Consider the following 21,632-nt stretch of genomic DNA (forward strand, 5'->3'; position numbering starts at 1 on the left):
ATTAAAAAATGCTAAGTAATTATCCTTAGCATTTTTTAGTTATTCTGTTAGCAGACGCCAGATTTCTTTTTGGACAGCACTTTGGTTGCTGGAGCCAATCACGTGGTTAGCTGCCCGCTTAGCACTAGGTAGAGCCGTTCCAGTGGCATAGCTCCGGCCCACATATTTAAGCATGCCGACATCGTTTCCGCTATCGCCAAAGGCAACCATTTCACGGGGATTAATCTTCAGCTTAGTTGCCAGGTACTTCAACCCGGTTGCCTTATTTAGCCCCTTAGTTGACATATCAATTGAATTCGCCGAACCAGCCACAAAGCTAAGCTGCGGGTATTCGCGCTCTAAAAGTGCCAGCATCACCGGTAGCTGCTCGTCAGCCACTTCAAAGGTGGCCTTGAGGATTTTATCGTCTAAGTGCTCAAAGTTATCGACCAGGGTGAGTTTTTCGTAGTATTTTTTTAATTCTTGGGCAAAGTCAGCACCGTCTTTAGTTAAAACATAGGCACTAGCCAGGCCAGAAACGGTTACTTTTTCATCGAATCGCTTAATTATTGCTAAAATAGTTTGCCAATCTTGCTCGGACAAACTACTGACGTGGATAACCTGCCGGCCCTTGGCCACCAGAGCACCATTTTCAGCAACATAGTACAGTTTATTAGCTACCTGGGGAAAGCGTGAATAGAGATTTTCGAATTGGTTACCGCTGGCCACGACGAATTTAATCCCCTGCTCTTGCATGAGAGCGAATTCGCGCAAGAACAGGTCTTCATCATAGGTTTTTTCATCGGTTAACCAGGTACCGTCCATGTCTGTTGCAATTAACTTAATCATTCTTGTTCACTCAATCTTTCTTTAATATTCGCAATCCTTTAGGATAAAAATTCTTTAAGATACCATTACCAGCTACTTTGCCAAAACTAAAAATGAAGTTGTGGTAGCTGACCAAAACGAATCCCCGCAGTGCTGTTTTAACTGGTAGTGTTTCACCGTGTAAATAGCTTAAATAAGCGGCTGCACTAAGGTCAATTACCCGCTCTTGCTTGACCTGCCCTAGTAGCATTGCGAGTTGGTGACCGGGTTCAAAGCGGTTTTTCTTTAACAACCCCAACTCGCTACCATTGTTGACCACCTTAACATGTAAGTTAGCCGGCGGTAGAACTGGTATAAAGACATGGCCGTGACTAACGCGGCTGCGGTTAGCCCACTCTGCCAGGCAAGTTGGTAAGGTGAAGTAATCAAGTACAGTCGCCACCAGTTCTTGTTCAGACCGGGTTAGCCCCCCTTGCGGAATTTTGGGCTTAGCCAGCTTTTTTTTCGGGGACGGGCATGGTTGTGTTTCCTGACCAGGTAGCCTTAATTTAGCGACGAATTGCCCTTCACCCAAGCCGTCAAAGGGCCAAAAGCGGATAGTCTGGCTTAAGCAAGTCTCGCCCTGGGCCCATTCAGGCCGGCCACTAGCCACCTTAACTCCTCTTAATGCCAGCGGTTGAACCTGGAAGTCAAACTGTTCCACTAGCCAAGAAACGATCTGTTCATTTTCTTCTGGCGCAAAAGTACAGGTCGAGTAGATTAACTCCCCTCCTGGTTTCAGCATCTTGACTGCTGCAAGTAAAATTTCCTGTTGCCGGCGCTGGCACGTGAGGACGTAATCCTGTGACCAATACTGCGCTGCAGCTGGATTCTTGCGGAACATACCCTCGCCGCTGCAGGGTGCGTCCACGAGTATTTTATCAAAAAACTGGGGAAATTGAGCAGCTAAACTTGCTGGTGCTGCACTAGTAACTAGTGCATTCGCAATTCCCCAGCGTTCAATGTTTTCACGTAAAATTTGGGCACGACTGGCTGAAATTTCGTTGGCCACAAGTAACCCTTGCCCGCGCAAAGCCTCTCCAATAGCAGTACTTTTGCCCCCTGGAGCAGCACAGAGGTCAAGTACTCGGTCGCCCGGCTGGACCGCAGCGCTGTATGCTGGAAACATTGCGGCCGGTTCTTGCGAATACACGGTGCCACTGACCCATTCCGGATCGCGGCCGCCAACTTGGCCATACCAAGCATTGCTGATGCCTGGGACGGGCCTGGCTTGGGAATATGATACTTGTTGAAATGACTTTAACTGGTTGATACGGTAAGCCTTTTGGGGCGCATCAGCCATTGCCGCAAAAAGTTCTTCGGCTTGGCCTTCACCCAGTAAATCGCGGTATTTTTGACAAAAAGTAGTGGGTAAGTTAAGCATGTGGGTCGCTCCTGCGCGTTAGATAAAAAATACTGCTGGTGAAAGCAATTGAAACCAGCAACCAACAAGCTAAAAGTAGCCCAAGCAGGTGCTGTGTATTGGAAAAAAAGGCTCGCCAGCACAGGAAAAAGTAAGCTGCTAGGGCTAGCAATAACTCAATTAACATTATTCTGATACCGCGATTGACGAGCCAGTTAAGCAAGAGCTTGCCGTTCAGATGAGTCTTTTTAACGGTTTCCCAGTCAATTAAGGCCAGGAAAAAGTTACAGCTGCCCGCGAATATGATTAGACCAATGGCCAGTAAAATCTCCTTAACTACCGAAAACTTCCGGTTTTGATGTTTTTTGACAAAGGGTGGTGTTTTCAGTTTAGCGCCATAATGTGCAGCTAGTTGGCGGCTTATTTTAACTGAACTATCAATAATGATTACATAGTTTTGCAATTTAAACCGGCCTGTTGGCTGCTGGGGGCCAGTGGTTAGATAGTATTCGTTTTGTTTCATTTGCCGGTAATGCTTGAATGTACCAATTACCGTATAATACTTGTTACCCAAGTCGACGTACTGGTTATTTTGAACTTGTAGTGTTTTGACGCGGGCATTTTGGCCCAAGACTGCGAATGAAACCTTACCTTTGAAATCGTCCCGGGTAAAGTAGCGCCCGTTTTCAGTTGGCAAGGTAACTACATCGTGATTGGACCAGATCAAAGTCTGATTGCGCTCATGCTGACTGGCTAAGTGAATTTGAATCTTGCGTTTGGGGTACTTTTTTTGTAAAAAACGCAAAAATGCACCAACCGTTTGCTTACTTTGTACTTTAAAGTAGCGGGTATTGTTGCTGAGACCGTATGCTTCTAAGAGTTGGTCTGCCTGGTTAGACTGAATGTTGGATAACATGCTACCGATGCCTAAAAAAGACAGAAAAAGGATAATGATTAATATAAATTTTTTAACTTTCATGTTTTAGCTCAAATATCTGTTCATTAATAAAATCAAAACTGTTAAAAGAACGATTGATGCGCTGCAAACCCTCTGAATGGAGAAAGTGCATGGAATGCCAAAAGGCAGCCGAGTTGGTTGCTCCGTTCCGCTCACCAACAAAGAGCAAGTGTGCATTGGGGTTGTACTTCCGCCAAGCATGAACTGCTTCAAGGTCGCTATGGTCAAAGTTGGGAGCCCAGGAACAGATAATCAGCTGGACTGCGGCAAATCGTTCGATGGCCGCCGGGGCAGACGCATCAATGACGGCAACACTTGGTCGGGACCCCGTCTTAGAAGTTTTAGCCCATTCAAGCGAGTCGGTTGCTACAGTTGCAATTCCGGCTAGGTTCAGGGCCTTAGACCATAGAGCATTGCCAGCCATAATTTCTAGCGCCTGCTTGATGTGCAACTGGTCCTTGATTAACCTGGCCGTAGTCAAATTGGGGACGGACCAGACACCGTAGTGAATTGCTAAAAACTGGCGCAGGCTGTTAAAGAGCTGGTTGATAACCTTAACCTGAGTTTTTTTAGCTGGTGCAGTGCGAGCCATAATTTGTTCAAGCTCAGCAGGTGCAAAGCCCAGTGCTTGAGGTGCGGTAGCCGGTATTTGGGCTTGCGCAATCGTAGCTACCAGCTCCTGAACTACTTTTGCCTGCGCGTGGACTTCATGGTCGGCCAGCTCGGCATCTAGTTCATTGATTTTTGCTAGAAAGTTCGTTTTAGAAGAAGTCATATAATGATTTTACCATTCGAGCGGGCAGATTTCAGTGATAAGCAAGCATAAAGCTGCAAATTAAAAGGCACTCAAGTTTTCCTTGAGTGCCTTTTTCACGTCAACTTAGCGACTAGCGGCCATGTAGTCATAGAGTTGGTTAATCTCCTCCGAGGTAAACTCCCCTACGCCGGCCTTCATGGCGTGAATCTTTTCCACGGATAAGTGGCAGGCAAAAGCCAAGCCCGTATCAGTGATCTGATGCTTAACTTGATATGCGATAATTGCAGCGGATAATTCTTCTAGTTGCTTATTCATGATAAATTCTCCTTTACCCATATTTTAGCGAAAAAAACGGGCAAATTCAAAAATTGCTGCTAATAGCCCTGCATTTGGTTAAGTGGCCAGTACCTAAAGAAGACCTTGCCAATTAAGTTTGCCCGCTTTACGGGTCCAAAAATATGAGAGTCTTTAGAAATGTCACGATGATCACCCATTACATAATAGTATCCTTTAGGCACTTTATAGGTGAAGTTGTTGGTGTAGGTGTGGCCGGCATGATTAGCGGCCCGTTTGTATTGGTTATTCAGATAGGGTTCAGATAAACGTTTGCCGTTAACATACAGCTGATCATTTTTAGAAACAAGTTTGTCCCCTGGCAGACCAATGACCCGCTTAATGTAAAGGGCACCAGGAGCATCTTGGGCGGCTTTTGGTGCCTTTAAGACGACGATTTCATTACGCTTAGGCGTAAAGTGCCGAATGGCAAACAAGCGCTGATTATTTTCCAAGGTAGGCTGCATTGAACCACCATCGACCCGATTATTAGATAACACAAAGGTGAATACGAGGTAGAAGATGCCTAAGAATACTGCCATCATTACCACAACATCGAAGAGAAACTTGCCTAGACTTTCTTCTTCAGCTTGTTTTTTTCTTTTTGTTTTAGCCATAAAGCTGCTCCTTTGAGATAGATATTGCTTAATTATAATCAAAATCTGCCCGCTTGCAAGAGGAAGTCAATTCTTCTCCCGGGCTTCAAAGAACTTACTGATTAGAAGCGTGTTGGCGATCATAAAAATGGCATCAATCACTAGCATGACCAGAACGACGAGGACCAAATCAGCACTGGTGTTATTGCCATTACTCTCGATAAATTCAAGAGGAGACGTAATGATATACATGACAAAATTCTTAGACTTAACTAGAATCCAGGCTAAAATAATAATCAGTAAGACATGAATAACTTGGAGTAGCGCTTGACTTGAAACACCAGGAATAAAGTCTAAGATTGCCTGGCTTGAAAAATTAAGGAAACTAATAAAGAGGTAACCAAAAAGCATAGTTAGGATAATTAAGGCCAGCGTACTTAAGCAGTTAAAGACCACTTTTTCTGAAATATGGTAGTGCCCGATCGTACTCAGGAAGTCGCCCAGGCTCGCACGCAAGCTGGGGTCAAGGAAAAGCGACAGTCCATAAACGAAAAGCGCTGGCAAGATGGCTAACAGCAGGTAATACCCCATAGTAGCAAGAGAACTTAGCATGTTATCCAGATAAAATAGCGGATCGCTGATTGGCGTTAGCCGCAAGGTTGGGCTACGATTAAACCGTTCATTTTGAATGCAAGTGATGAGATAAAAGACCAAGCTGAAAAATAGTACAAAAACCAGGTAAATGGCAAGCAGTCCAGAAAAGAAGTAAGTAATGTTGATGTTACCCAGGTAAGTGCCGTTAGGCATGTACTTAGCACCCTGGTTATCAAAGGTCAAGATACTAAGGACCAGGACCCCGATGCATTGAATCAACAACAGGGCATAAGCCCCTTTACTCTTTAAGTTAAATAATTTGGTAAATAAATGCTTAAAAACTGTCATTTTACTCCCTCTTTCTTGGCTGCGTATGCTGCTTATCTGTTCAGCTTACTGTAGCCTATTCGAAAAACTGCAAGTTATTTTTTCTCTCGGGCTTCAAAGAACTTGCTCATTAAGAAAGTATCAGCGACCAGAAAGACGATATCAATTGCCAGCATGACTAAAATTGAAATACCTAACTTGTTGCTGGCATTATCACCAGTCCCTAAAAAGAAATCAAGCGGCGAAGCAATTATCCGCGCTAGATACCCATTGGCCCGAGTTAGTAACCAAGCGATGAAAATGATCAAAACTAGCCTGATGATGCGCAGAACGGTCTTATTCGAAACATCCGGCAAGAAGTCTAGAATGGCGCTACTCGAAAAGTTTAAAAAGCTAACTATGAAGTATCCAAAAAAGCTGATTAAAATAAGTAACATCAAGATTCCCAGCAGGTTGAAAACAACGTCGCTGCCAAAGTTGATGTCGGCCCGTTGAAGAGCCGCTTGAAGATTTGAAAAATCAAGCTTCGTTACCTGTCGGAAGCTGGCATCAAACGTGTAAGAGGCCCCAAACAAAATAAAAATCGATAAAACGTTCAAAATTCCATAATAAGCTAAGGCCACAAAGGAACTGAGGATATTATCGAGATAAAAGGGGCTGTCGCTAATCGGCACTAAGCGGAAGGTCTGGTTCCGGTTGGTACGTTCATTGGCAATGCAGGTGGTAATATAAAAAACTGGGATAAAGAGAAAAGAAAGGGTTGCATAAGTCGCTAAGAGTCCGGGGAAGAAACTGGTAAAGGTATTATTTTTGATAGCTACTTCGGGAGAACCAACACTGATAAAAGTGATGATAGTTAGCGCCAGTGCAACTACAAATTGAATGAGCAGCATTGAATAAGCCTTTTTCGTTTTCGACTTAAACAGCTCAGCAAATAAGCGGTTAAAAATTGACATTATTCTTCCTCCCCCTGGTAAAGCCCCTCGTAGTATTCTTCAACGCTCACGTTGTTAGCCCTAATTTCTTCAGTCGACTTGTGTGCATAGATGGTGTTGCCCTTAATAATGACTACCTCATCGAGCATCGAAGCAATCTCATTAACAAAGTGGTCCGAAATTAGAATGGTGGCTTGTTCGTCCTTCCAGCGAATGATCGAGTTAATAATCTTCTTGCGGGCCATAGCATCAATCCCAGAGAAGGGCTCATCCAATAAATAGAGGTCAGCTTTACGGGCAAAGGTCAAAGCAATAACCAACTTTTCACGCATCCCCTTTGACATTTGCGATAATCGCATGTCTTGGTTCAACCGCATGAATTCAAGCAGTAAGCTAAACTCTTCCTTGTCAAAGTCTTGGTAAATCACTTCAAAAAACTTCACAATTTCTTTGACCTTGGTTGAGCCACCAAAGCCCGTTAAACCATCGGTAAAGGAAGTATGTTCCTTGCGCTCAGCTTCGCGGCTAAAGCCAGCGACCTTAACTACTCCCTGGTAATTCTTGGCCATGCTACAGATAATCCGCATGAGGGTGGTTTTACCCGCCCCATTCTCACCCAGAAGGGCCACGATCTTACCGGGAGTCAGGTCGAGGTTGATATCCGCTAAAATTGTTCTTTGGTTCTTCTTATAGCTTAAATCACTGATTTCTAAAAGATTTGCCATATTTTTACTCCTACTTTATGTATTCTTGCAAAATTGTACTAACTTGGTCGCTTTCCACGCCCAACTCCTTCATACTTTGGACAAATTTTGCTAATTCACTATTAATCAATTTCTGCTTGGTCTGCGCCAGCAAGTCAGTATCAGAGGTTACGAAGTTACCTTCGCCCCTTTTGGTATATAAAATACCCTCAACATTCATTTGTTGCAGAGCCCTTTGAACCGTATTGACATTAACTGTCAGCTGTACGGCCAGGTCACGCACCGAGGGGATTTTTTTACCGGGTTGCAGCTTGCCAGTAATAATTTGCCGGTAGAGGTACTGCTTGATTTGCAGGTAGATGGGAATGTTATCCTTGAATTCCACGAGTTCACCGTCCTTTTACACTGTATTATTTCTCTAATACACAACTAATAATAACTCTTCTTAATCTTTTATGCAATCTTTTTAATTCATTAGTTACAAGTTTAATTAAGCGCTGATTATTTTACTTTAACTGCATCGTGTTCCACAAGTTTGCCGTATTGCCCTTAATTACCTAAAAAGGCCGATAAAATCATTGCTAGCAATGATTCTCCCGCCTTTTTGTCGCTTAATAATAATTGTGCATAATTAGAATTGCTGGTTGAGCTAGGCAAAACCGTTGATTTAGCAGCTTTAGCAACAATAACAAACTTCAACAAAAAAGTACTTTTGCTACCTTTTTTGTTCCACTAGTGGTGGTTTTCGGCGTTCATTTTGACCATGTTGACCATCACATCAACCGCCTGATACATGGATTCTAACACGGTGTACTCAAAACGGCCATGCATGTTTTCTTCTCCCGCAAACAAGTTTGGGCAGGGTAAGCCCATGTAGGTCAACTGTGAACCATCGGTTCCGCCCCTAACCGGCTCCTCATTAATTGTTAGGCCCTCGGCCTGGTAGGCTGCTCTAGCCAAATTGACGATGTCCATTCGCTTTTCAAGTTCATCAGCCATGTTGTAGTATTGATCCCACATTTTTAACTTAATCCGCTCAACGCCAAAGTCTTTATTCATCTTATTAACCAGTGACTGCACTAGCTGCTTGCGTTGCTTTAGACCGGTGCGCTCAAAGTCGCGGATGATATAGTCCAAGTGGGCATTATCGACCGTTCCGGAAAAGTTCATTAGGTGAAAGAAGCCTTGGCGACCAGCGGTTTTTTCAGGGACTTCGTCCTGGGGCAGCTGCTTTTGGAAGTCTATTCCCACCTGAATCGCGTTAATCATCTGTCCTTTAGCAACTGCTGGGTGGACGTTGACCCCCTGGATATCAAGTCCGAATTGGGCCGCTGAAAAAGTACCCCAGTCGAGTTTACCGGGCGCTTCACCGTCAACGGTGAAGGCGAATTCAGCACCAAAATCGGCCACATCAAAATGACTGGCCCCGGTGCCAATTTCCTCATCTGGGGTGAAGGCGAGCCGAATCTTGCCATGCTTTATTTCTGGATGATTCAGCAGATATTCCGCCAAAGTGACCAGTTCAGCTATCCCGCACTTATCATCGCCCCCTAGTAAGGTATCGCCTGATGCAGTAATAATAGTTTGACCGCGGTAGTTTTTGAGCTTAGGAAAGATTTCTGGATCAAGGTAGAAGTCTGAATCGCCTAACTGAATTTTCGATTGACCATCATAGTTTTCATGCACCTGCGGTTGCACATTTGTGGCATTAAAATCAGCAGTATCACAATGGGCTAAAAAGCCCATAACTGGTACCTCACGGTCAATAGTGGCCGGAATTTCGGCGATTACACAGCCCGCTTGCTGGTTATAATGGACATCCGCCAAGCCTAATTCTTTCAGCTCGGGCATAATCACTTGCTTCTGGAAGTCCTCTTCACGCTTGCTTGATGGAAATCGCTCGGCATGTTCATCCGAGCGCGAATTAACCTTAACGTACTTTAAAAACCGCGGCAATAAATTTGAATATTCCATCTTACTCCTCTAATTAACCAAAATCTTGAAATGGATTAGTTGAAACCTGTGACTGGACAACGGGTATGGCCCTGCCCTGCGCGGCTAGCCACTGGTCCAGGCGCTCAGCTAATTTTTCTTTAAAAATCTTTTCGGTATAATGACCAGGATCAACCACTGTCAATCCGGCCGCAATCATATCATGTCCCGTATGGTAATAGACATCGCCAGTAATGAAGGCATCCAGCTGGTCATGAACGGCTTGGTGCCAGTACTTATTCCCATCACCGCAGATAAAGCTGACCGTTGAAATCGGCTTGTGATTATCAGCAGTAATTAAACGTACCAGCTTAATCTTCAGCTTTTCCTTAACGTAATAAGCAAATTCCTCTGCCGTCATCGACTGGTGCAATCTACCCTTGCGGCCAATTGCAATGCCATCGTCATCAGGGCAGAAAGGTTCAACATCTAGTAAATCTAACTCTTCGGCCTGCCAATCACTTGAACCATCTTGGGCCTTGTCGGAGTTAGTATGAATTGCATATACGGTAATTCCATGTTTGATCAGCTTAGCATAAATGGCATTTTGCGGGTCAGCAAAATCTAGGTTGGGGGCTGGACGGAAGATTAACGGGTGGTGGCTAATAATTAGGTTCACACCCTGGTCAATGGCCTCGTCAACCACCTGCATGCGGACGTCAAGGGTGGTCATGATTTTGGTCACTAATTGTTCCTTTGATCCAAGCTGAATTCCTATTGGATCACCGCTGCTAGCTATTTCTTCAGGGAAGTGGCGTTGCAGCAGCTGGATTATGTCGCTAACTTTGGTCATCTAGTACTCCTTTAATCATGGTAATTTCTTCTTTAATTTGCTTGATATGGACGCTATCCTTATTTTTAGCCTTATTTAGGTTAAGCAGTAGCTTTTCGTGATAGGATAACTGGTCGCGCCATTTTTGGATAAAAACGGGGCTTTTGGTCTGTAATAAAAAGGGGCCAAAGTAAATCTCTTCCGGACTTAATTCTACCTTAGTCCTGGCTTGTCGGGCCTTGATTAGTTCGTAGGTGTGACCAGCTTCAGCCACAATGCTTTCAGCGGTGATGGTATAGTCATGATCTAGCAGCCACTGCCGGACTCCAGGTTCACCCACATTTGGTTCTAGCACCAAAGTGGCAAAACTCATTCCTTTAAACCATGCCTCAGCTAAAATTTGTGTCATCAATTTGCCGCCCATTCCGGCAATAATGACGGTATCAACCTGGTCTGCTACCGTTATTGGTGCAAGGCCTGGACCCAAGCGAGTCGCAATTTTGGAGCTGAGGCCCGCCTGGCTAATGTCTGCCTGCGCGTTGGCCAGGGGGCCCTTAGCAATGTCGCTGGCGATGGCAAAATCGACTTTACCAGCCTTGACTAATTCAATTGGTAAGTAGGCGTGGTCGGTCCCGATATCGGCAATCCGGGCGCCCACGTCAACCATGCTTGCTAGCATCTTTAACCGTAAATTCACTCTATAACCCACCTTCTCTGTACTAAAATTTTAGCATACTCTGCTAGCTAAAGGGCGAAAAAATCGTCCCCGGTCTTTTTAACTTGTGTTAGCATATAATTGATAATTAATTAGTAGAGAGGAAATATTCAATAATGGACAGAACCGAACGTGTGACTCTAACCAACATGTGTATGATTACCGCCAATCACCAAATTTTGGTTTTAGACCGCAAGGATCCTACCTGGCCGGGACTGACCTTTCCCGGCGGCCACGTCGAAGCTCATGAATCCTTTCATGATGCTGTCGTGCGTGAAGTTAAAGAAGAAACCAATTTAACCATCACGGATCCCCGTCTTTGCGGGCTTAAACAGTTTTATGATGACCAGAATCAGCGCTATCTAGTCTTCTTTTACATTGCAACTAAATTTCAGGGAACAGTCAAGTCTTCCCCTGAAGGTAACCTAACTTGGATGACCCAGGAAGAACTGCTTACTCACCAACTGGCTGAAAACTTTGACCGCGACCTCCTGGTATATTTCGATCAAACGCGGCAAGAACATTTACTCGATGGCGAGCGTGACGAGCCATTTTAGTAGTAAATTTAGTAGCAAACCAAAAAACTAGCTGATTGAACAGCTAGTTTTTTGGTTAAGTTTTGGCATTTTTAATCTAAAAAGTCACGCAGTTGGTTGGAGCGACTTGGGTGGCGCAACTTGCGCAAAGCCTTGGCTTCAATTTGCCGGATTCGTTCACGGGTAACACCAAAAACTTTCCCAACTTCTTCCAGAGTTCTGGTTCGACCATCATCAAGGCCAAAACGCAGGCGCAAAACATTTTCCTCTCGATCGGTCAACGTATCAAGCACTTGTTCCAGTTGTTCCTTAAGCATCTCATAGGAAGCATGTTGCTCTGGACTGGTTGCATCCTTGTCTTTGATAAAGTCACCCAAGTGTGAATCGTCTTCTTCACCGATTGGGGTTTCCAGTGAAACGGGCTCCTGCGCGATCTTCAAGATGTCGCGCACCTTGGCGGTTGGCATGTCCATTTCAGCACCAATTTCTTCTGGTGTTGGTTCTCGGCCCAAATCTTGCAGTAACTGTCGTTGGATCCTAATTAACTTGTTGATGGTTTCAACCATATGAACGGGAATTCTGATTGTCCGGGCTTGATCGGCAATCGCACGGGTAATCGCTTGCCGAATCCACCAGGTAGCATATGTTGAGAATTTGAAGCCGAGACTATAGTCAAACTTGTCTACAGCCTTCATTAGCCCCATATTTCCTTCTTGAATCAAGTCCAAGAAAGACATTCCACGTCCGACATAGCGTTTAGCAATTGAAACAACCAGACGCAAGTTAGCCTCAGCTAATTCTTGCTTGGCTTCTTCATCGCCCTTCTCAATGCGCTTGGCCAGAGAAATTTCTTGGTCCGCTTTAAGTAGCGGTACCCGTCCAATTTCCTTTAAGTACATGCGGACCGGATCATTCATGCGGACACTCGATGGTGCCGACATATCCTTTAATTCTGCTTTTTCAACGTCTTTTTGTTTTTTTAGGGCAAGCTTAGAAGGTTCGCCCTGGTCGTCTACGATACTGATGCCATTATCTTCAAACTCTTGCACCAGTTGGTCAACGGCCTTACCTTCTAGATCATATGGTGTGACTAGACGGTCAACAAATTCGGTTTCGGTAATCGCCTTATCCTTTTTAACGTCTTTGACCACCTGTTTAACTAGCTGATCTAAAGATAGTTCTTCTTTTTTGCTGGTTTTTTTCTTTTCTACCACAATAAGCCCCCCTTTAACCCTGAATTCTTTTTAACTGCAAAATTTTCTGCGTAATCGCCATAATTTCTTCCGTATCCATTTTTCTTTTTGCGTCCTGCAACTTGCTTAGCTGCTCACGCAATTCAGCATTAACGCGGCGTCTTTTTAAGGCGTTTACTTGTTCATCAATTTCGCGATCAGAAAAATCCTGGGGCATGTCTGTCATTTCAGCATTTACTATTATACCTTGAAGTTGCTCAGGAATAAAATTTAAAAAACTATTGACGGTTGGTTTTTCCTGTTCTGCACAAAAATTTAACCATAATTCAGCCAAGTTCTGGTAATCCTGGTCGGGAAACAAAAACTGCTGCTGCAACAGATAGTCACGCGCGTGGTCAGAATGCATGAACAGGTAAAGCAAGCGCGTTTGTACTGGATCATTAGCCCGGACCGCTGTTTCGCTTGCTGGTGCATAATTTGCTTGTTCGGCTAGGTCTGCTGCTAATGGGACGGTTTTACGTCTTTGAGCCATATTATTTTGGCGCCGATAGCGCAACAGGTTGACCTTGAGCGAATCACGTGCAACGTTCTGTTCTCGGGCTACTTTGTCTAGGTATAAATCTTGCTCAACCGGATTTGGTAGTTGGGCAATTGCTCTAATTGCCTCATCCAAGTAGGCTAGTTTTTCTCGGTCATTGTCCAGGTTGTATTTTTGCGTCAAGCGTTTTAAAAAAAAGTCAGTCGGCGTCAGTGCACCCTTAACTTCATCGAGGTACTTGGCACTGCCGTATTTTTTGACGTAGTCATCGGGATCCAACTTTTCCGGCAAAACAACAATTCCCAAGTTAAAACCACCCGTTTGAGCAAACATTTTGGCCGCCCGCTCCTCAGCGTGGATACCTGCTTCATCACCATCATAGTTGATAATAATATTATTAGTAATCCGACGCAGCATATACACTTGCTGGTCCGTCAGACTGGTTCCCATTGAGGCAATGCCAGACTTAACCCCAGCCTTGTAGGCTGCAATCACGTCCAGATAACCTTCATAGAGAATCAAGTGTCCTTCACTGCGTGCCGCTTTTTTCGCCTCAGCAAAATGAAAGAGAACCTTAGACTTTTCAAAGAGCTTGGTTTCAGGGCTGTTAATATATTTAGCCTCGGTCTTGTCTTTAGTCAGTCGGCGACCGGAAAAGCCGATGACGTAGTCACCTTCATTGGTTAACGGAAACATCAGCCGGTCACGGAAGCGATCAAACATTTCCCCCGCTTTGCTTTGGACAAAGAGACCACTATCTAGCAGGTCCTTATCCTGATAGTGATGTCCCCGCAAGTAGGTCAAAAGCAGGTTATTCTGCTTGGGCGCGTAGCCAATTCGAAAATGATCGATGATGTCCGCACTGAGATCCCGTTCCTGGGCATAATCGAGCCCGCGTTTACCTGCATTAGTTGAAGCCAACACGCGGTGATAGAAGTCAGCTGCCGCCTCGTTGATTTTAATTAGCACATTGGAATATTTAGCCTTTTGCTGGGCAAATTCCTCAATTTCAATATGGGCTAGATCTGCCGCTTTCTGTACGCTTTCGGGAAAGGTCAGGTTTTCCTGTTCCATCAAAAAGTTGAACACATTACCGCCCTTACCGCAGCCAAAGCATTTAAAGAATTGCTTCCCCTCGTTAACGGTAAAAGAAGGAGTTTTTTCTTCGTGAAAAGGACAGAGGCCCACATAGTCCTTACCCTTCTTCTCAAGAGATACGTATTGGCTGATGACGTTGACAATATTGATATTATCACGGACTTTAGCAATTGTTTGCTCTGGGATTAATCCAGCCATCTGTTCACCTTCTGTTGTCGAATTATTTAATTACCAGCTTACTTAGGTCACCTAGCTGCTCAGTCAGCTGAGCCACTGTATTAAGTTGAGCTAGCCGGTTGTTCTTTTGTGCTTCATCTTTGTCCATAATTAGGTTAGTTTCGAAGTAGTGGTTGATTATTGGTTGGAGGTCCACAAAAGCATCATACAGGTCCGTTAAATCACTGATGGTCCGCAGCTTTTCAACAGCATCGTAGAGCTCTTGCTCACTGCTGTTGGTAAACAACCTTGGCTCAACCATAGTTTGTCCTTGGTATTGGGCTTTTTTCAAGATGTTATTGATCCGAATTAGACTTTCAACAACCGGTTTGAATTGGTTGTCATCATGGTGTAATTGCAGAACGTTAGCCGCTGCCAAAATCTGAATTGGATCTTGCTGGCTGGAAGCTAAGACGGCATCGATAATGTCATACTTGAACTTATTCTTTTGCAGGTACTGGTTGATGCGATCGCGAATGAAGGAGGCGATTTCTTCGTCCTGATCATCCGTTTTCGGCATCTTAGCCGGCGTTTGCCCATCAAGAGCACGCACTAGTTCCGGTAGAACTTCATTGAATGGCAAGGACCACTGTTGGTTCAGCAGGATGCGGACAATCCCATAGGCATAGCGTCTAAGGGCGTATGGATCGTTGGATGAGCTGGGGACCATTCCGGCGGCAAAAAAGGTAATGATTGTATCCAGCTTGTCTGCAATTGCCAATAACGAGCCAACCACCGACTGTGGTAGTTCACCTTCTGCCGTTTTCGGCATGTAGTGCTCTTTAATTGCCAAAGCAACGTCAGCCTTCTCTCCGGCCAGACTTGCATAGTGCATACCCATGACGCCTTGAAGTTCCGCAAATTCACCGACCATTTGGGTTACAAGGTCAAACTTGTATATTTCACTTACCCGGTCAAAGTCAGCTAAAGTTTGCTCGTCCAGTTCCCACCGCTGGGCCAGGAATTCACCAATGATGCGCACGCGCTGCATTTTTTCGGCCATTGATCCAACCTTGTCATGGAAGGATACATTAGCTAATTTTTGGACAAAATGGCTCAGCGGATATTTACGGTCTTCATCATAAAAGAATTGGGCGTCATCAAGTCGAGCAACTAACACCTTTTCATTACCGGAAACAACATTATCTAAAAAGTCCCGGGTACCATTACGGATTGAAATAAAGTGGTTGATCAATTGCCCTGCCTGGTTATAGACCTCGAAATAGCGCTGGTTATCCTTCATTGAGGTGATCAGTACTTCTTGGGGCATCTGCAAATACTTCTCATCAAAGGAACCGGCAAAAACAGTGGGGTATTCCACCAGGTTGGTCACTTCTTCAAGCAGGTTCTGGTCAAGTTTGATTTTCCAGTTATTTTGCTGGACCAGGTCCTTCATCTGGTCCACAATCATTTCCTTGCGCTTATTAGCATCTACAACTACAAACTGGTCTTTAAGTGCATCCTGGTAGTCCCCAGCGTTTGCCAAGACAACCGAATCACCTAAGAAGCGATGGCCCTCGGTTTTACGGCCGGCCGTAATATCCAGAATTTTAACGGGAATTACTTCGCTACCATACAGGGAAACTAACCAGTGCAGTGGTCGCACAAACTCGAAGTCCTGTGAGTCCCAACGCATCTTAGTCGGAAAAGTTAGCGTTTTAACTACATCGCTCATCCCCATAAGAATTTCATTGGCCTTTTTACCCGTTTTTTGGAGATGAATGTAGGCGTACTCAGTTCCCTTGAGTTCTTCGAAGTAAATATCGTCCGTCGTCATCCCTTGACCGCGAACAAAGCCTTGAGCCGCCTTAGTCCAATTCTGCTCCGCGTCGAGCGCAATCTTTTTTGCGGGGCCCTTTTTGACCTCATCAATGTCATCCTGCTTTTCTGCTAAGTCTTCAACCAGGATGGTTAGCCGCCGCGGCGTTGAAAAGGTTTTAATTTCTTTAAAGGATAAGTCATTTTCCTGAAGAAATTTTTTCGTTTTGGCTGCCAACTGATTAACACTGCTGGTTACCACGTGAGCTGGCATCTCTTCTATACCAACTTCAAACAAATAGTCTTTAGTCATAATCAAGACCTGCTTTCTTATCTTCTGCATTCTTTAACAGTGGGAAGCCACGTTTTTCACGTTCTTCAACATAAGCCACTGCTACTTCATGAGCCAGATTTCTAATTCTGGCCAAATAGCCGGCACGTTCGGTCACGGAGACTGCTCCGCGTGCGTCTAGCAAGTTAAAGGTGTGTGAACATTTTAAAATATAGTCGTAAGCTGGTTGTACCAAGCTTAACCCGATTAATTCTTTAGCCGTTCGTTCATAAATATCAAAAAATTCCACGAGATCAGCCTGGTTAGATTTTTCAAAAGCATACTTGGAATTTTCATATTCAGCTTCCTTAAAAATGTCACGGTAGAGCACGTTGTCATTCCACTGCAGGTCAAAAACGGAATTTACATCTTGAATATAGGAGGCCAGCCGCTCAAGTCCATAAGTGATTTCACTCATCGTGGGTTTAACCTCTAATTCGCCGACTACCTGGAAATAAGTGAACTGGCTAACTTCCATGCCGTCCAACCAAACTTCCCAACCTACTCCGGCACATCCCATTGACGGATTTTCCCAGTTGTCTTCTACGAACCGAATGTCATGCTCTAGCGGGTTAATGCCTAACACTTGCAGGCTATCCAAATAATACTGTTGAATATCTGCTGGAGCAGGCTTAATAACCACCTGAAATTGGTGGTGTTGGAATAACCGGTTCGGGTTGTCCCCGTAGCGGCCATCTGCAGGTCGTCTTGAGGGCTCGACATAGCAAGCTGCCCAAGGTTCGGGCCCGACTGCACGTAAAAAGGTATAGGGACTCATTGTACCTGCCCCCTTTTCAACATCGTAGGAAGGCATTACCAAGCAGCCCTTGGAAGACCAAAATTCTTCCAATTTAAAAATCATTTCTTGAATAGTTAATTTTTTCTTTGTCATTGTTAATTCCTCCCTGCATCAGGCATAAAAAAAGCCTATGCAACAGCTGCATAGGGACGATTCAATCGCGGTTCCACCCTAATTCAGGGAATATCTTCCCTGCTCTTAATTCGCTTGACTAGAGGTGCCTCTTCCCAGGTGTCCTTACACTAACTGACACTCGCTTAAACTGGTACTTTTTAAATTCCTCATCATTATCAAAACACAAGAATATTCTATCATATTAGGCTAGTAATCTAAAGCACTAGACAAATAAATTCAATTCATCTAAAAATTTCTTAGTCTTCAAATTCAGGTCAATTGTATCTTGGTAGATCCGATCGATTGCCTTGCGGGTACTGTGCTTGATATTCTTACTGATTTGGATTGAACCCAGGCGCTCATACGGGAGCAGCCCAATTGTTCTTAGAACCGCTGTTTCTTTGGGATTTAAATGTAGGCGATCAGCATCTGTAAAAAAGTGCTGGCTACATAAGATACCTCCCTGCTTAATCGAGTAATCGAAATCCCCCTGGTCACGGCCACAAACAAGGCAGTGGCGCAATTCCGGTTCAACGCCGTATGCTGCTAGCAACTGCATCTGTACTATTTGGGTAATCATTTCGGCATCTGCCCCCTGGTCGATTTTTTGCAGGGCAAAAACAGCCAAGTCATTGTACTTACCTAAACTTTGGTATTCAGTAAAGGCGTGGTCAATGAGGTCAAGGATGAATGAGGCATAAGCATTTTTAGTCAGATCGCTAAAAAGCCCGTCAAATTGCTTGATGTTTTTGTAGGTACGCAGCGTGCTGAGCCCCTGGCCTGAGGTATAAAGCACGTAAGTTCCATAAGAAAAATTGAGCAAAGCAGCGCTCAACTTTGACTTTGGCTTCAAAGCTCCCCGGGCGATCATGGTAATGATGCCGTTGTTTTGGGTCATGATTTTTGCTAATAAATCCGCTTCATGGTACTTTTGCCGCTTAAAAACAATCCCCTGAACTTCCTTCAGTTCACGTGCCATTTCACGAAAGATCCTTTTTACTATAACCAATCTGCTTCAAAAACCTCGGATCCGAACGCCAGTTGCGCTGGACCTTGACCCACAAACGGAGATTGACCTTTTCACCTAACAAATTTTCAATTTGCTTGCGCGCATTAATGCCAATCTGCTTGAGCATTTTGCCTCCTTTGCCAATAATAATCCCTTTTTGCCCGCTTTTTTCAACATAAATCGTCGCCTCAATTTGTAGCTTATTCTTTTCATGTTGATTCATCCGTTCAACCCAAACGGCCGCAGCATGAGGAACTTCCTCAGCAGTTAGTTGGAGTAGTTGCTCGCGAATTAATTCAGCCACCATAAAATATTCCGGTCGGTCGGTAATTTGGTCAGGATCATAGTAGTTGGGTCCTTCTGGCAAGTACTTGTACAGCACCTGGGTTAAGTCCGTAATACCGATCCCCTGAGTAGCTGAAATGGGCAAGAATTCCTTGAAGATGTTTAGGTGGCGGTAAGCATCGATTAATGGGAGTAATTCGTTGGGGTGGACCTGGTCGACCTTGTTAATCAAAAGCAGCACTGGTACCGCAGTCTTCTTCAAAAGCTCGATAATATATTCGTTTCCTGCCCCAATCTCTTCTGGTTCAACCATGAACAAAATTAAATCGACGCCGTTAAGAACAGACAGACTGGCCTGGTCCATGTATTGATCGAGTTCCAAGTGTGGCTTAAAAACACCCGGTGTATCAACAAAAACAACCTGCATGTTGGTAGTCGTGTAGATACCAGAAATCTTATTCCGGGTTGTTTGCGGCTTATTCGAAGTAATCGCTACCTTTTGGCCCACTAAATAATTCATTAACGTCGACTTGCCTACATTGGGGCGCCCAACTAGCGCTACAAAACCGGATTTATTTTTTGTGTTTTCAGCCATTATTTACCTCTACCTTGGTCTAACTGGTCTGGATACAGGGGAAGTCCGTACTTTTCTAGGACGCTCCCCTGGATACCAAACATTTCCTTTGCTTCATTTGGGTCAATATGATCATAACCGTTTAAATGCAGAAAGCCGTGAACTAGGGTATAGCCAAATTCACGGTCCCACCCCGTACCATATTCTTTACTATGCCGGTTAATTACTGGAGGACACAGAAATAAATCGCCGATGTCCTGGTAAAAATCCGCGTCTTGGCCAAAAACAGCCAGGTCAAGCTGGTCTTCACCATCTTCAATGGCAAACGAGATAACATCGGTCGGTCGATCTTGCCCGCGATATTCCCGGTTAATTGCCTGACTACGTGCTTCAGCGATAAAGTTAACGCTCATTTCCAGATTGGTTGCGGGGGCTACTTCTTTTTTGGCAAGTATGAGTAGTTCATCAATCCAGTTCTGCCAATCGTGCTCCTGATCTTGCAAAAAGCCAACTTCGTCATTATAAGTAATATCAAGTGGAGCCATCAACTTTGTTCTTCTTCCTGTTCATAAGCGTTAATTATCTTGGCAACAACCGGGTGACGCACAACATCATTTGCAGAAAAGTGAATAAATTTGACCTGGTTAATTTGCTTTAAAATGTGCTGTGCATCGATTAAGCCACTGTGCTGCCGGCCAGGTAAGTCAACCTGAGTCATATCGCCATTGACAATCATTTTGGAATTGAAGCCCAGCCGCGTCAAAAACATCTTCATCTGCGCATCAGTGGTATTTTGGGCTTCATCCAAGATAACAAAAGCATCATCTAAAGTCCGGCCACGCATGTAGGCTAACGGCGCAACTTCAATCACGCCGCGTTCCATCAAGTGGTCGGTGGTGTTGGTCCCCAAAATGGCATAGAGGGAGTCATAGATTGGCCGCAAGTAGGGATCGACTTTTTCCTTCAAGTCTCCCGGCAAAAAGCCTAAGGACTCACCAGCCTCAACAGCTGGTCGGGTCAACACAATGCGTGAAACTTCGCCCCGCTTAAAGGCTGCAATGGCACAGACAACCGCAATGAAAGTCTTACCAGTTCCAGCTGGCCCAATGCCAAAGACGACATCATTTTTGGCAATGGCTTCAACGTACCGCTTCTGGCCCATATTTTTGACTCTAACCGGGCGGCCTTTAGCATCCCGAATTAAAATTTGCTGGTAGAGGTCAGGAAAATATTCGGTAGTCCCCTTATCTGCCATTTTCATTGCACTAACTACGTCAGGGGCACTAATGTTAATCTTGGCGCTCACGACCTGGTCTAGAGCCCGCAAGACCGCAAGAACTTTGTTAGTTGGGGCTTCATCGCCCGCAATGGTAATTTGGCTGCCTGTATCGACGACACTGACGTCGTAATTTTCAGCTAGCAGGTTTAAGTTGCTATCATTTACTCCAACTAGTTTTTGAATATTTTCTGGATTTCTAGGAATAAAATTGGTTTGGGACAAGTTTGGCTCCCTTTCTTAACTTAATTGATCTTGAACTGCCTTAGCAGCAGCTTTGCCATCTGCCTTACCCTTGATTTTGGGCATTAACGCCTGCATAACTTTGCCGAAGTCAGACTTCCCCTGGGCGCCAACTGCAGTTATGGTTGTAGCCACGAGTTTAGCAAGTTCAGCCGCAGACAACTGCTGGGGCAAATAATTTGTGACAATCGCCAACTCTTTTTTAGTTTCTTCAACTAAGTCTGTGCGGCCACCCTTGGTATATTCTGCAATTGACTCTTCCCGCTGCTTTTTTTCACGGTTAAGTACCGTCAGCTCTTCATCAGCATTCAATTCATGTTCAACCTTGATTTGTTCATTCATCAAGGCCGACTTGATCAGGCGCACTGTGTTTAGTTTGATCTGATCGCGCTCTTTCATGGCATCCTTCAGATCAGCTGTAATCTGTTCCAATAAGCTCACCATAACCCCTTCTTTCCATGCGTACCTAGTTAAATTATAGCAAATCTACCGTCTAGTAGAAAAAATAAATTACTATCTACGGTAAACAAACGCTTAAGACTAAAAAACGACCTCTATTCTTTACGGATAGAAGTCGTTTCTCTAAGTACTAATAATGTTTGCGTTTGCGAGCTGCTTCAGATTTAAGCTTTCTACGTACGCTAGGTTTTTCGTAGAATTCGCGCTTACGGTATTCTTGCAAAGTACCACTTCTGGAAACGGAACGTTTAAAACGACGAAGAGCATCATCAATAGACTCGTTTTCGTGAACGACTGTCTTGGCCATATGT

25 protein-coding genes are annotated in these 21,632 nt (G+C 44.5%); 1 reads left to right on the forward strand and 24 read right to left on the reverse strand.

Annotated features, from left to right (window positions below; translation table 11 throughout):
• Nucleotides 1-39: 39 nt before the first annotated feature.
• The 14 genes from R8389_RS04110 to R8389_RS04175 all read right to left on the reverse strand — a co-directional run bounded on the left by R8389_RS04110 (nucleotide 40) and on the right by R8389_RS04175 (nucleotide 10,874).
• The gene (locus R8389_RS04110; RefSeq protein WP_317638214.1) at nucleotides 40-828 is read right to left on the reverse strand and encodes an HAD family hydrolase; all 789 of its coding nucleotides are present in this window, start codon (nucleotides 826-828) and stop codon (nucleotides 40-42) included.
• A 10-nt stretch (nucleotides 829-838) separates the two neighbouring features.
• Nucleotides 839-2,230: an RsmB/NOP family class I SAM-dependent RNA methyltransferase gene (locus tag R8389_RS04115; protein ID WP_317638215.1), complete on the reverse strand. Its 1,392-nt coding sequence runs from the start codon at nucleotides 2,228-2,230 to the stop codon at nucleotides 839-841.
• A complete protein-coding gene (locus tag R8389_RS04120; RefSeq protein ID WP_317638216.1) occupies nucleotides 2,223-3,188 on the reverse strand; it encodes an ABC transporter permease in 966 nt (321 codons plus the stop codon). Before R8389_RS04120 ends, R8389_RS04115 begins: the two co-directional genes overlap by 8 nt.
• Entirely contained in the window at nucleotides 3,178-3,942 is a 765-nt protein-coding gene (locus R8389_RS04125; RefSeq protein ID WP_317636780.1) for an SAM-dependent methyltransferase, read from the reverse strand. Before R8389_RS04125 ends, R8389_RS04120 begins: the two co-directional genes overlap by 11 nt.
• 105 nt (nucleotides 3,943-4,047) lie before the next feature.
• Nucleotides 4,048-4,239: an LBP_cg2779 family protein gene (locus R8389_RS04130; protein WP_317636781.1), complete on the reverse strand. Its 192-nt coding sequence runs from the start codon at nucleotides 4,237-4,239 to the stop codon at nucleotides 4,048-4,050.
• A 59-nt stretch (nucleotides 4,240-4,298) separates the two neighbouring features.
• The gene (lepB, locus tag R8389_RS04135; protein WP_317636782.1) at nucleotides 4,299-4,874 is read right to left on the reverse strand and encodes a signal peptidase I; all 576 of its coding nucleotides are present in this window, start codon (nucleotides 4,872-4,874) and stop codon (nucleotides 4,299-4,301) included.
• Between the two features lie 66 nt (nucleotides 4,875-4,940).
• Nucleotides 4,941-5,795: a hypothetical protein gene (locus R8389_RS04140; RefSeq protein WP_317636783.1), complete on the reverse strand. Its 855-nt coding sequence runs from the start codon at nucleotides 5,793-5,795 to the stop codon at nucleotides 4,941-4,943.
• 74 nt (nucleotides 5,796-5,869) lie between these two features.
• Complete coding sequence (locus R8389_RS04145) at nucleotides 5,870-6,730, reverse strand: hypothetical protein (protein WP_317636784.1); 861 nt, start codon at nucleotides 6,728-6,730, stop codon at nucleotides 5,870-5,872.
• Nucleotides 6,730-7,434 carry an ABC transporter ATP-binding protein gene (locus R8389_RS04150; protein WP_317636785.1) on the reverse strand — a complete coding sequence of 235 codons (705 nt, stop codon included), beginning with the start codon at nucleotides 7,432-7,434 and terminating at the stop codon, nucleotides 6,730-6,732. Before R8389_RS04150 ends, R8389_RS04145 begins: the two co-directional genes overlap by 1 nt.
• Nucleotides 7,435-7,444: 10 nt before the next feature.
• A complete protein-coding gene (locus tag R8389_RS04155; RefSeq protein ID WP_317636786.1) occupies nucleotides 7,445-7,798 on the reverse strand; it encodes a GntR family transcriptional regulator in 354 nt (117 codons plus the stop codon).
• A gap of 164 nt (nucleotides 7,799-7,962) precedes the next feature.
• A complete protein-coding gene (locus tag R8389_RS04160) occupies nucleotides 7,963-8,115 on the reverse strand; it encodes a hypothetical protein (protein WP_317636787.1) in 153 nt (50 codons plus the stop codon).
• Between the two features lie 30 nt (nucleotides 8,116-8,145).
• Nucleotides 8,146-9,387: a peptidase T gene (pepT, locus tag R8389_RS04165; RefSeq protein WP_317636788.1), complete on the reverse strand. Its 1,242-nt coding sequence runs from the start codon at nucleotides 9,385-9,387 to the stop codon at nucleotides 8,146-8,148.
• Nucleotides 9,388-9,400: 13 nt separating this feature from the next.
• Nucleotides 9,401-10,198: a Nif3-like dinuclear metal center hexameric protein gene (locus tag R8389_RS04170; protein ID WP_317636789.1), complete on the reverse strand. Its 798-nt coding sequence runs from the start codon at nucleotides 10,196-10,198 to the stop codon at nucleotides 9,401-9,403.
• Nucleotides 10,185-10,874, reverse strand: a complete 690-nt coding sequence (locus tag R8389_RS04175; RefSeq protein WP_317636790.1) for a tRNA (adenine(22)-N(1))-methyltransferase — start codon at nucleotides 10,872-10,874, stop codon at nucleotides 10,185-10,187. The genes R8389_RS04170 and R8389_RS04175 overlap by 14 nt, the downstream gene beginning before the upstream one ends.
• A 134-nt stretch (nucleotides 10,875-11,008) precedes the next feature.
• On the opposite strand from R8389_RS04175, the gene R8389_RS04180 reads away from it, so the two are divergent.
• The gene (locus R8389_RS04180) at nucleotides 11,009-11,449 is read left to right on the forward strand and encodes an 8-oxo-dGTP diphosphatase (protein WP_317636791.1); all 441 of its coding nucleotides are present in this window, start codon (nucleotides 11,009-11,011) and stop codon (nucleotides 11,447-11,449) included.
• A 71-nt stretch (nucleotides 11,450-11,520) separates the two neighbouring features.
• On the opposite strand, the gene rpoD is transcribed toward R8389_RS04180, so the two are convergent.
• From rpoD to rpsU, 10 genes are all read right to left on the reverse strand, one after another.
• Nucleotides 11,521-12,642: an RNA polymerase sigma factor RpoD gene (gene rpoD, locus R8389_RS04185; RefSeq protein WP_317636792.1), complete on the reverse strand. Its 1,122-nt coding sequence runs from the start codon at nucleotides 12,640-12,642 to the stop codon at nucleotides 11,521-11,523.
• A 13-nt stretch (nucleotides 12,643-12,655) separates the two neighbouring features.
• On the reverse strand, nucleotides 12,656-14,455 hold the full coding sequence (gene dnaG / locus R8389_RS04190; protein WP_317636793.1) for a DNA primase: 1,800 nt from the start codon (nucleotides 14,453-14,455) through the stop codon (nucleotides 12,656-12,658).
• A 22-nt stretch (nucleotides 14,456-14,477) separates the two neighbouring features.
• Entirely contained in the window at nucleotides 14,478-16,544 is a 2,067-nt protein-coding gene (gene glyS / locus R8389_RS04195) for a glycine--tRNA ligase subunit beta (protein WP_317636794.1), read from the reverse strand.
• Nucleotides 16,537-17,454 carry a glycine--tRNA ligase subunit alpha gene (gene glyQ / locus R8389_RS04200; protein ID WP_317636795.1) on the reverse strand — a complete coding sequence of 306 codons (918 nt, stop codon included), beginning with the start codon at nucleotides 17,452-17,454 and terminating at the stop codon, nucleotides 16,537-16,539. The genes glyS and glyQ overlap by 8 nt, the downstream gene beginning before the upstream one ends.
• 244 nt (nucleotides 17,455-17,698) lie before the next feature.
• Nucleotides 17,699-18,454, reverse strand: coding sequence for a DNA repair protein RecO (recO, locus tag R8389_RS04205; RefSeq protein ID WP_317636796.1), 756 nt, complete (start codon nucleotides 18,452-18,454; stop codon nucleotides 17,699-17,701).
• A gap of 1 nt (nucleotide 18,455) precedes the next feature.
• Entirely contained in the window at nucleotides 18,456-19,364 is a 909-nt protein-coding gene (gene era / locus R8389_RS04210; protein WP_317636797.1) for a GTPase Era, read from the reverse strand.
• Nucleotides 19,364-19,888, reverse strand: a complete 525-nt coding sequence (gene ybeY / locus R8389_RS04215; RefSeq protein ID WP_317636798.1) for an rRNA maturation RNase YbeY — start codon at nucleotides 19,886-19,888, stop codon at nucleotides 19,364-19,366. Before ybeY ends, era begins: the two co-directional genes overlap by 1 nt.
• Nucleotides 19,888-20,844 (reverse strand): PhoH family protein, encoded by a 957-nt coding sequence (locus R8389_RS04220; RefSeq protein WP_317636799.1) that lies wholly within the window; start codon nucleotides 20,842-20,844, stop codon nucleotides 19,888-19,890. Before R8389_RS04220 ends, ybeY begins: the two co-directional genes overlap by 1 nt.
• 15 nt (nucleotides 20,845-20,859) lie before the next feature.
• Nucleotides 20,860-21,303, reverse strand: coding sequence for a GatB/YqeY domain-containing protein (locus R8389_RS04225; RefSeq protein WP_317638251.1), 444 nt, complete (start codon nucleotides 21,301-21,303; stop codon nucleotides 20,860-20,862).
• 148 nt (nucleotides 21,304-21,451) lie between these two features.
• Nucleotides 21,452-21,628 (reverse strand): 30S ribosomal protein S21, encoded by a 177-nt coding sequence (rpsU, locus tag R8389_RS04230; RefSeq protein WP_046306945.1) that lies wholly within the window; start codon nucleotides 21,626-21,628, stop codon nucleotides 21,452-21,454.
• Nucleotides 21,629-21,632: the final 4 nt, after the last annotated feature.

The sequence above is a fragment of the Lactobacillus xylocopicola genome (assembly GCF_033096005.1).
GTDB lineage: Bacteria > Bacillota > Bacilli > Lactobacillales > Lactobacillaceae > Lactobacillus > Lactobacillus xylocopicola.

What these genes read in the sequence shown, in the direction of transcription:
- R8389_RS04110 (WP_317638214.1), bottom strand. Translation starts at nt 828, where the DNA reads ATGATTAAGTTAATTGCAACAGACATGGACGGTACCTGGTTAACCGAT.
- R8389_RS04115 (WP_317638215.1), bottom strand. Translation starts at nt 2,230, where the DNA reads ATGCTTAACTTACCCACTACTTTTTGTCAAAAATACCGCGATTTACTG.
- R8389_RS04120 (WP_317638216.1), bottom strand. Translation starts at nt 3,188, where the DNA reads ATGAAAGTTAAAAAATTTATATTAATCATTATCCTTTTTCTGTCTTTT.
- R8389_RS04125 (WP_317636780.1), bottom strand. Translation starts at nt 3,942, where the DNA reads ATGACTTCTTCTAAAACGAACTTTCTAGCAAAAATCAATGAACTAGAT.
- R8389_RS04130 (WP_317636781.1), bottom strand. Translation starts at nt 4,239, where the DNA reads ATGAATAAGCAACTAGAAGAATTATCCGCTGCAATTATCGCATATCAA.
- lepB (WP_317636782.1), bottom strand. Translation starts at nt 4,874, where the DNA reads ATGGCTAAAACAAAAAGAAAAAAACAAGCTGAAGAAGAAAGTCTAGGC.
- R8389_RS04140 (WP_317636783.1), bottom strand. Translation starts at nt 5,795, where the DNA reads ATGACAGTTTTTAAGCATTTATTTACCAAATTATTTAACTTAAAGAGT.
- R8389_RS04145 (WP_317636784.1), bottom strand. Translation starts at nt 6,730, where the DNA reads ATGTCAATTTTTAACCGCTTATTTGCTGAGCTGTTTAAGTCGAAAACG.
- R8389_RS04150 (WP_317636785.1), bottom strand. Translation starts at nt 7,434, where the DNA reads ATGGCAAATCTTTTAGAAATCAGTGATTTAAGCTATAAGAAGAACCAA.
- pepT (WP_317636788.1), bottom strand. Translation starts at nt 9,387, where the DNA reads ATGGAATATTCAAATTTATTGCCGCGGTTTTTAAAGTACGTTAAGGTT.
- R8389_RS04170 (WP_317636789.1), bottom strand. Translation starts at nt 10,198, where the DNA reads ATGACCAAAGTTAGCGACATAATCCAGCTGCTGCAACGCCACTTCCCT.
- R8389_RS04180 (WP_317636791.1), top strand. Translation starts at nt 11,009, where the DNA reads ATGGACAGAACCGAACGTGTGACTCTAACCAACATGTGTATGATTACC.
- dnaG (WP_317636793.1), bottom strand. Translation starts at nt 14,455, where the DNA reads ATGGCTGGATTAATCCCAGAGCAAACAATTGCTAAAGTCCGTGATAAT.
- glyS (WP_317636794.1), bottom strand. Translation starts at nt 16,544, where the DNA reads ATGACTAAAGACTATTTGTTTGAAGTTGGTATAGAAGAGATGCCAGCT.
- glyQ (WP_317636795.1), bottom strand. Translation starts at nt 17,454, where the DNA reads ATGACAAAGAAAAAATTAACTATTCAAGAAATGATTTTTAAATTGGAA.
- recO (WP_317636796.1), bottom strand. Translation starts at nt 18,454, where the DNA reads ATGGCACGTGAACTGAAGGAAGTTCAGGGGATTGTTTTTAAGCGGCAA.
- era (WP_317636797.1), bottom strand. Translation starts at nt 19,364, where the DNA reads ATGGCTGAAAACACAAAAAATAAATCCGGTTTTGTAGCGCTAGTTGGG.
- ybeY (WP_317636798.1), bottom strand. Translation starts at nt 19,888, where the DNA reads ATGGCTCCACTTGATATTACTTATAATGACGAAGTTGGCTTTTTGCAA.
- rpsU (WP_046306945.1), bottom strand. Translation starts at nt 21,628, where the DNA reads ATGGCCAAGACAGTCGTTCACGAAAACGAGTCTATTGATGATGCTCTT.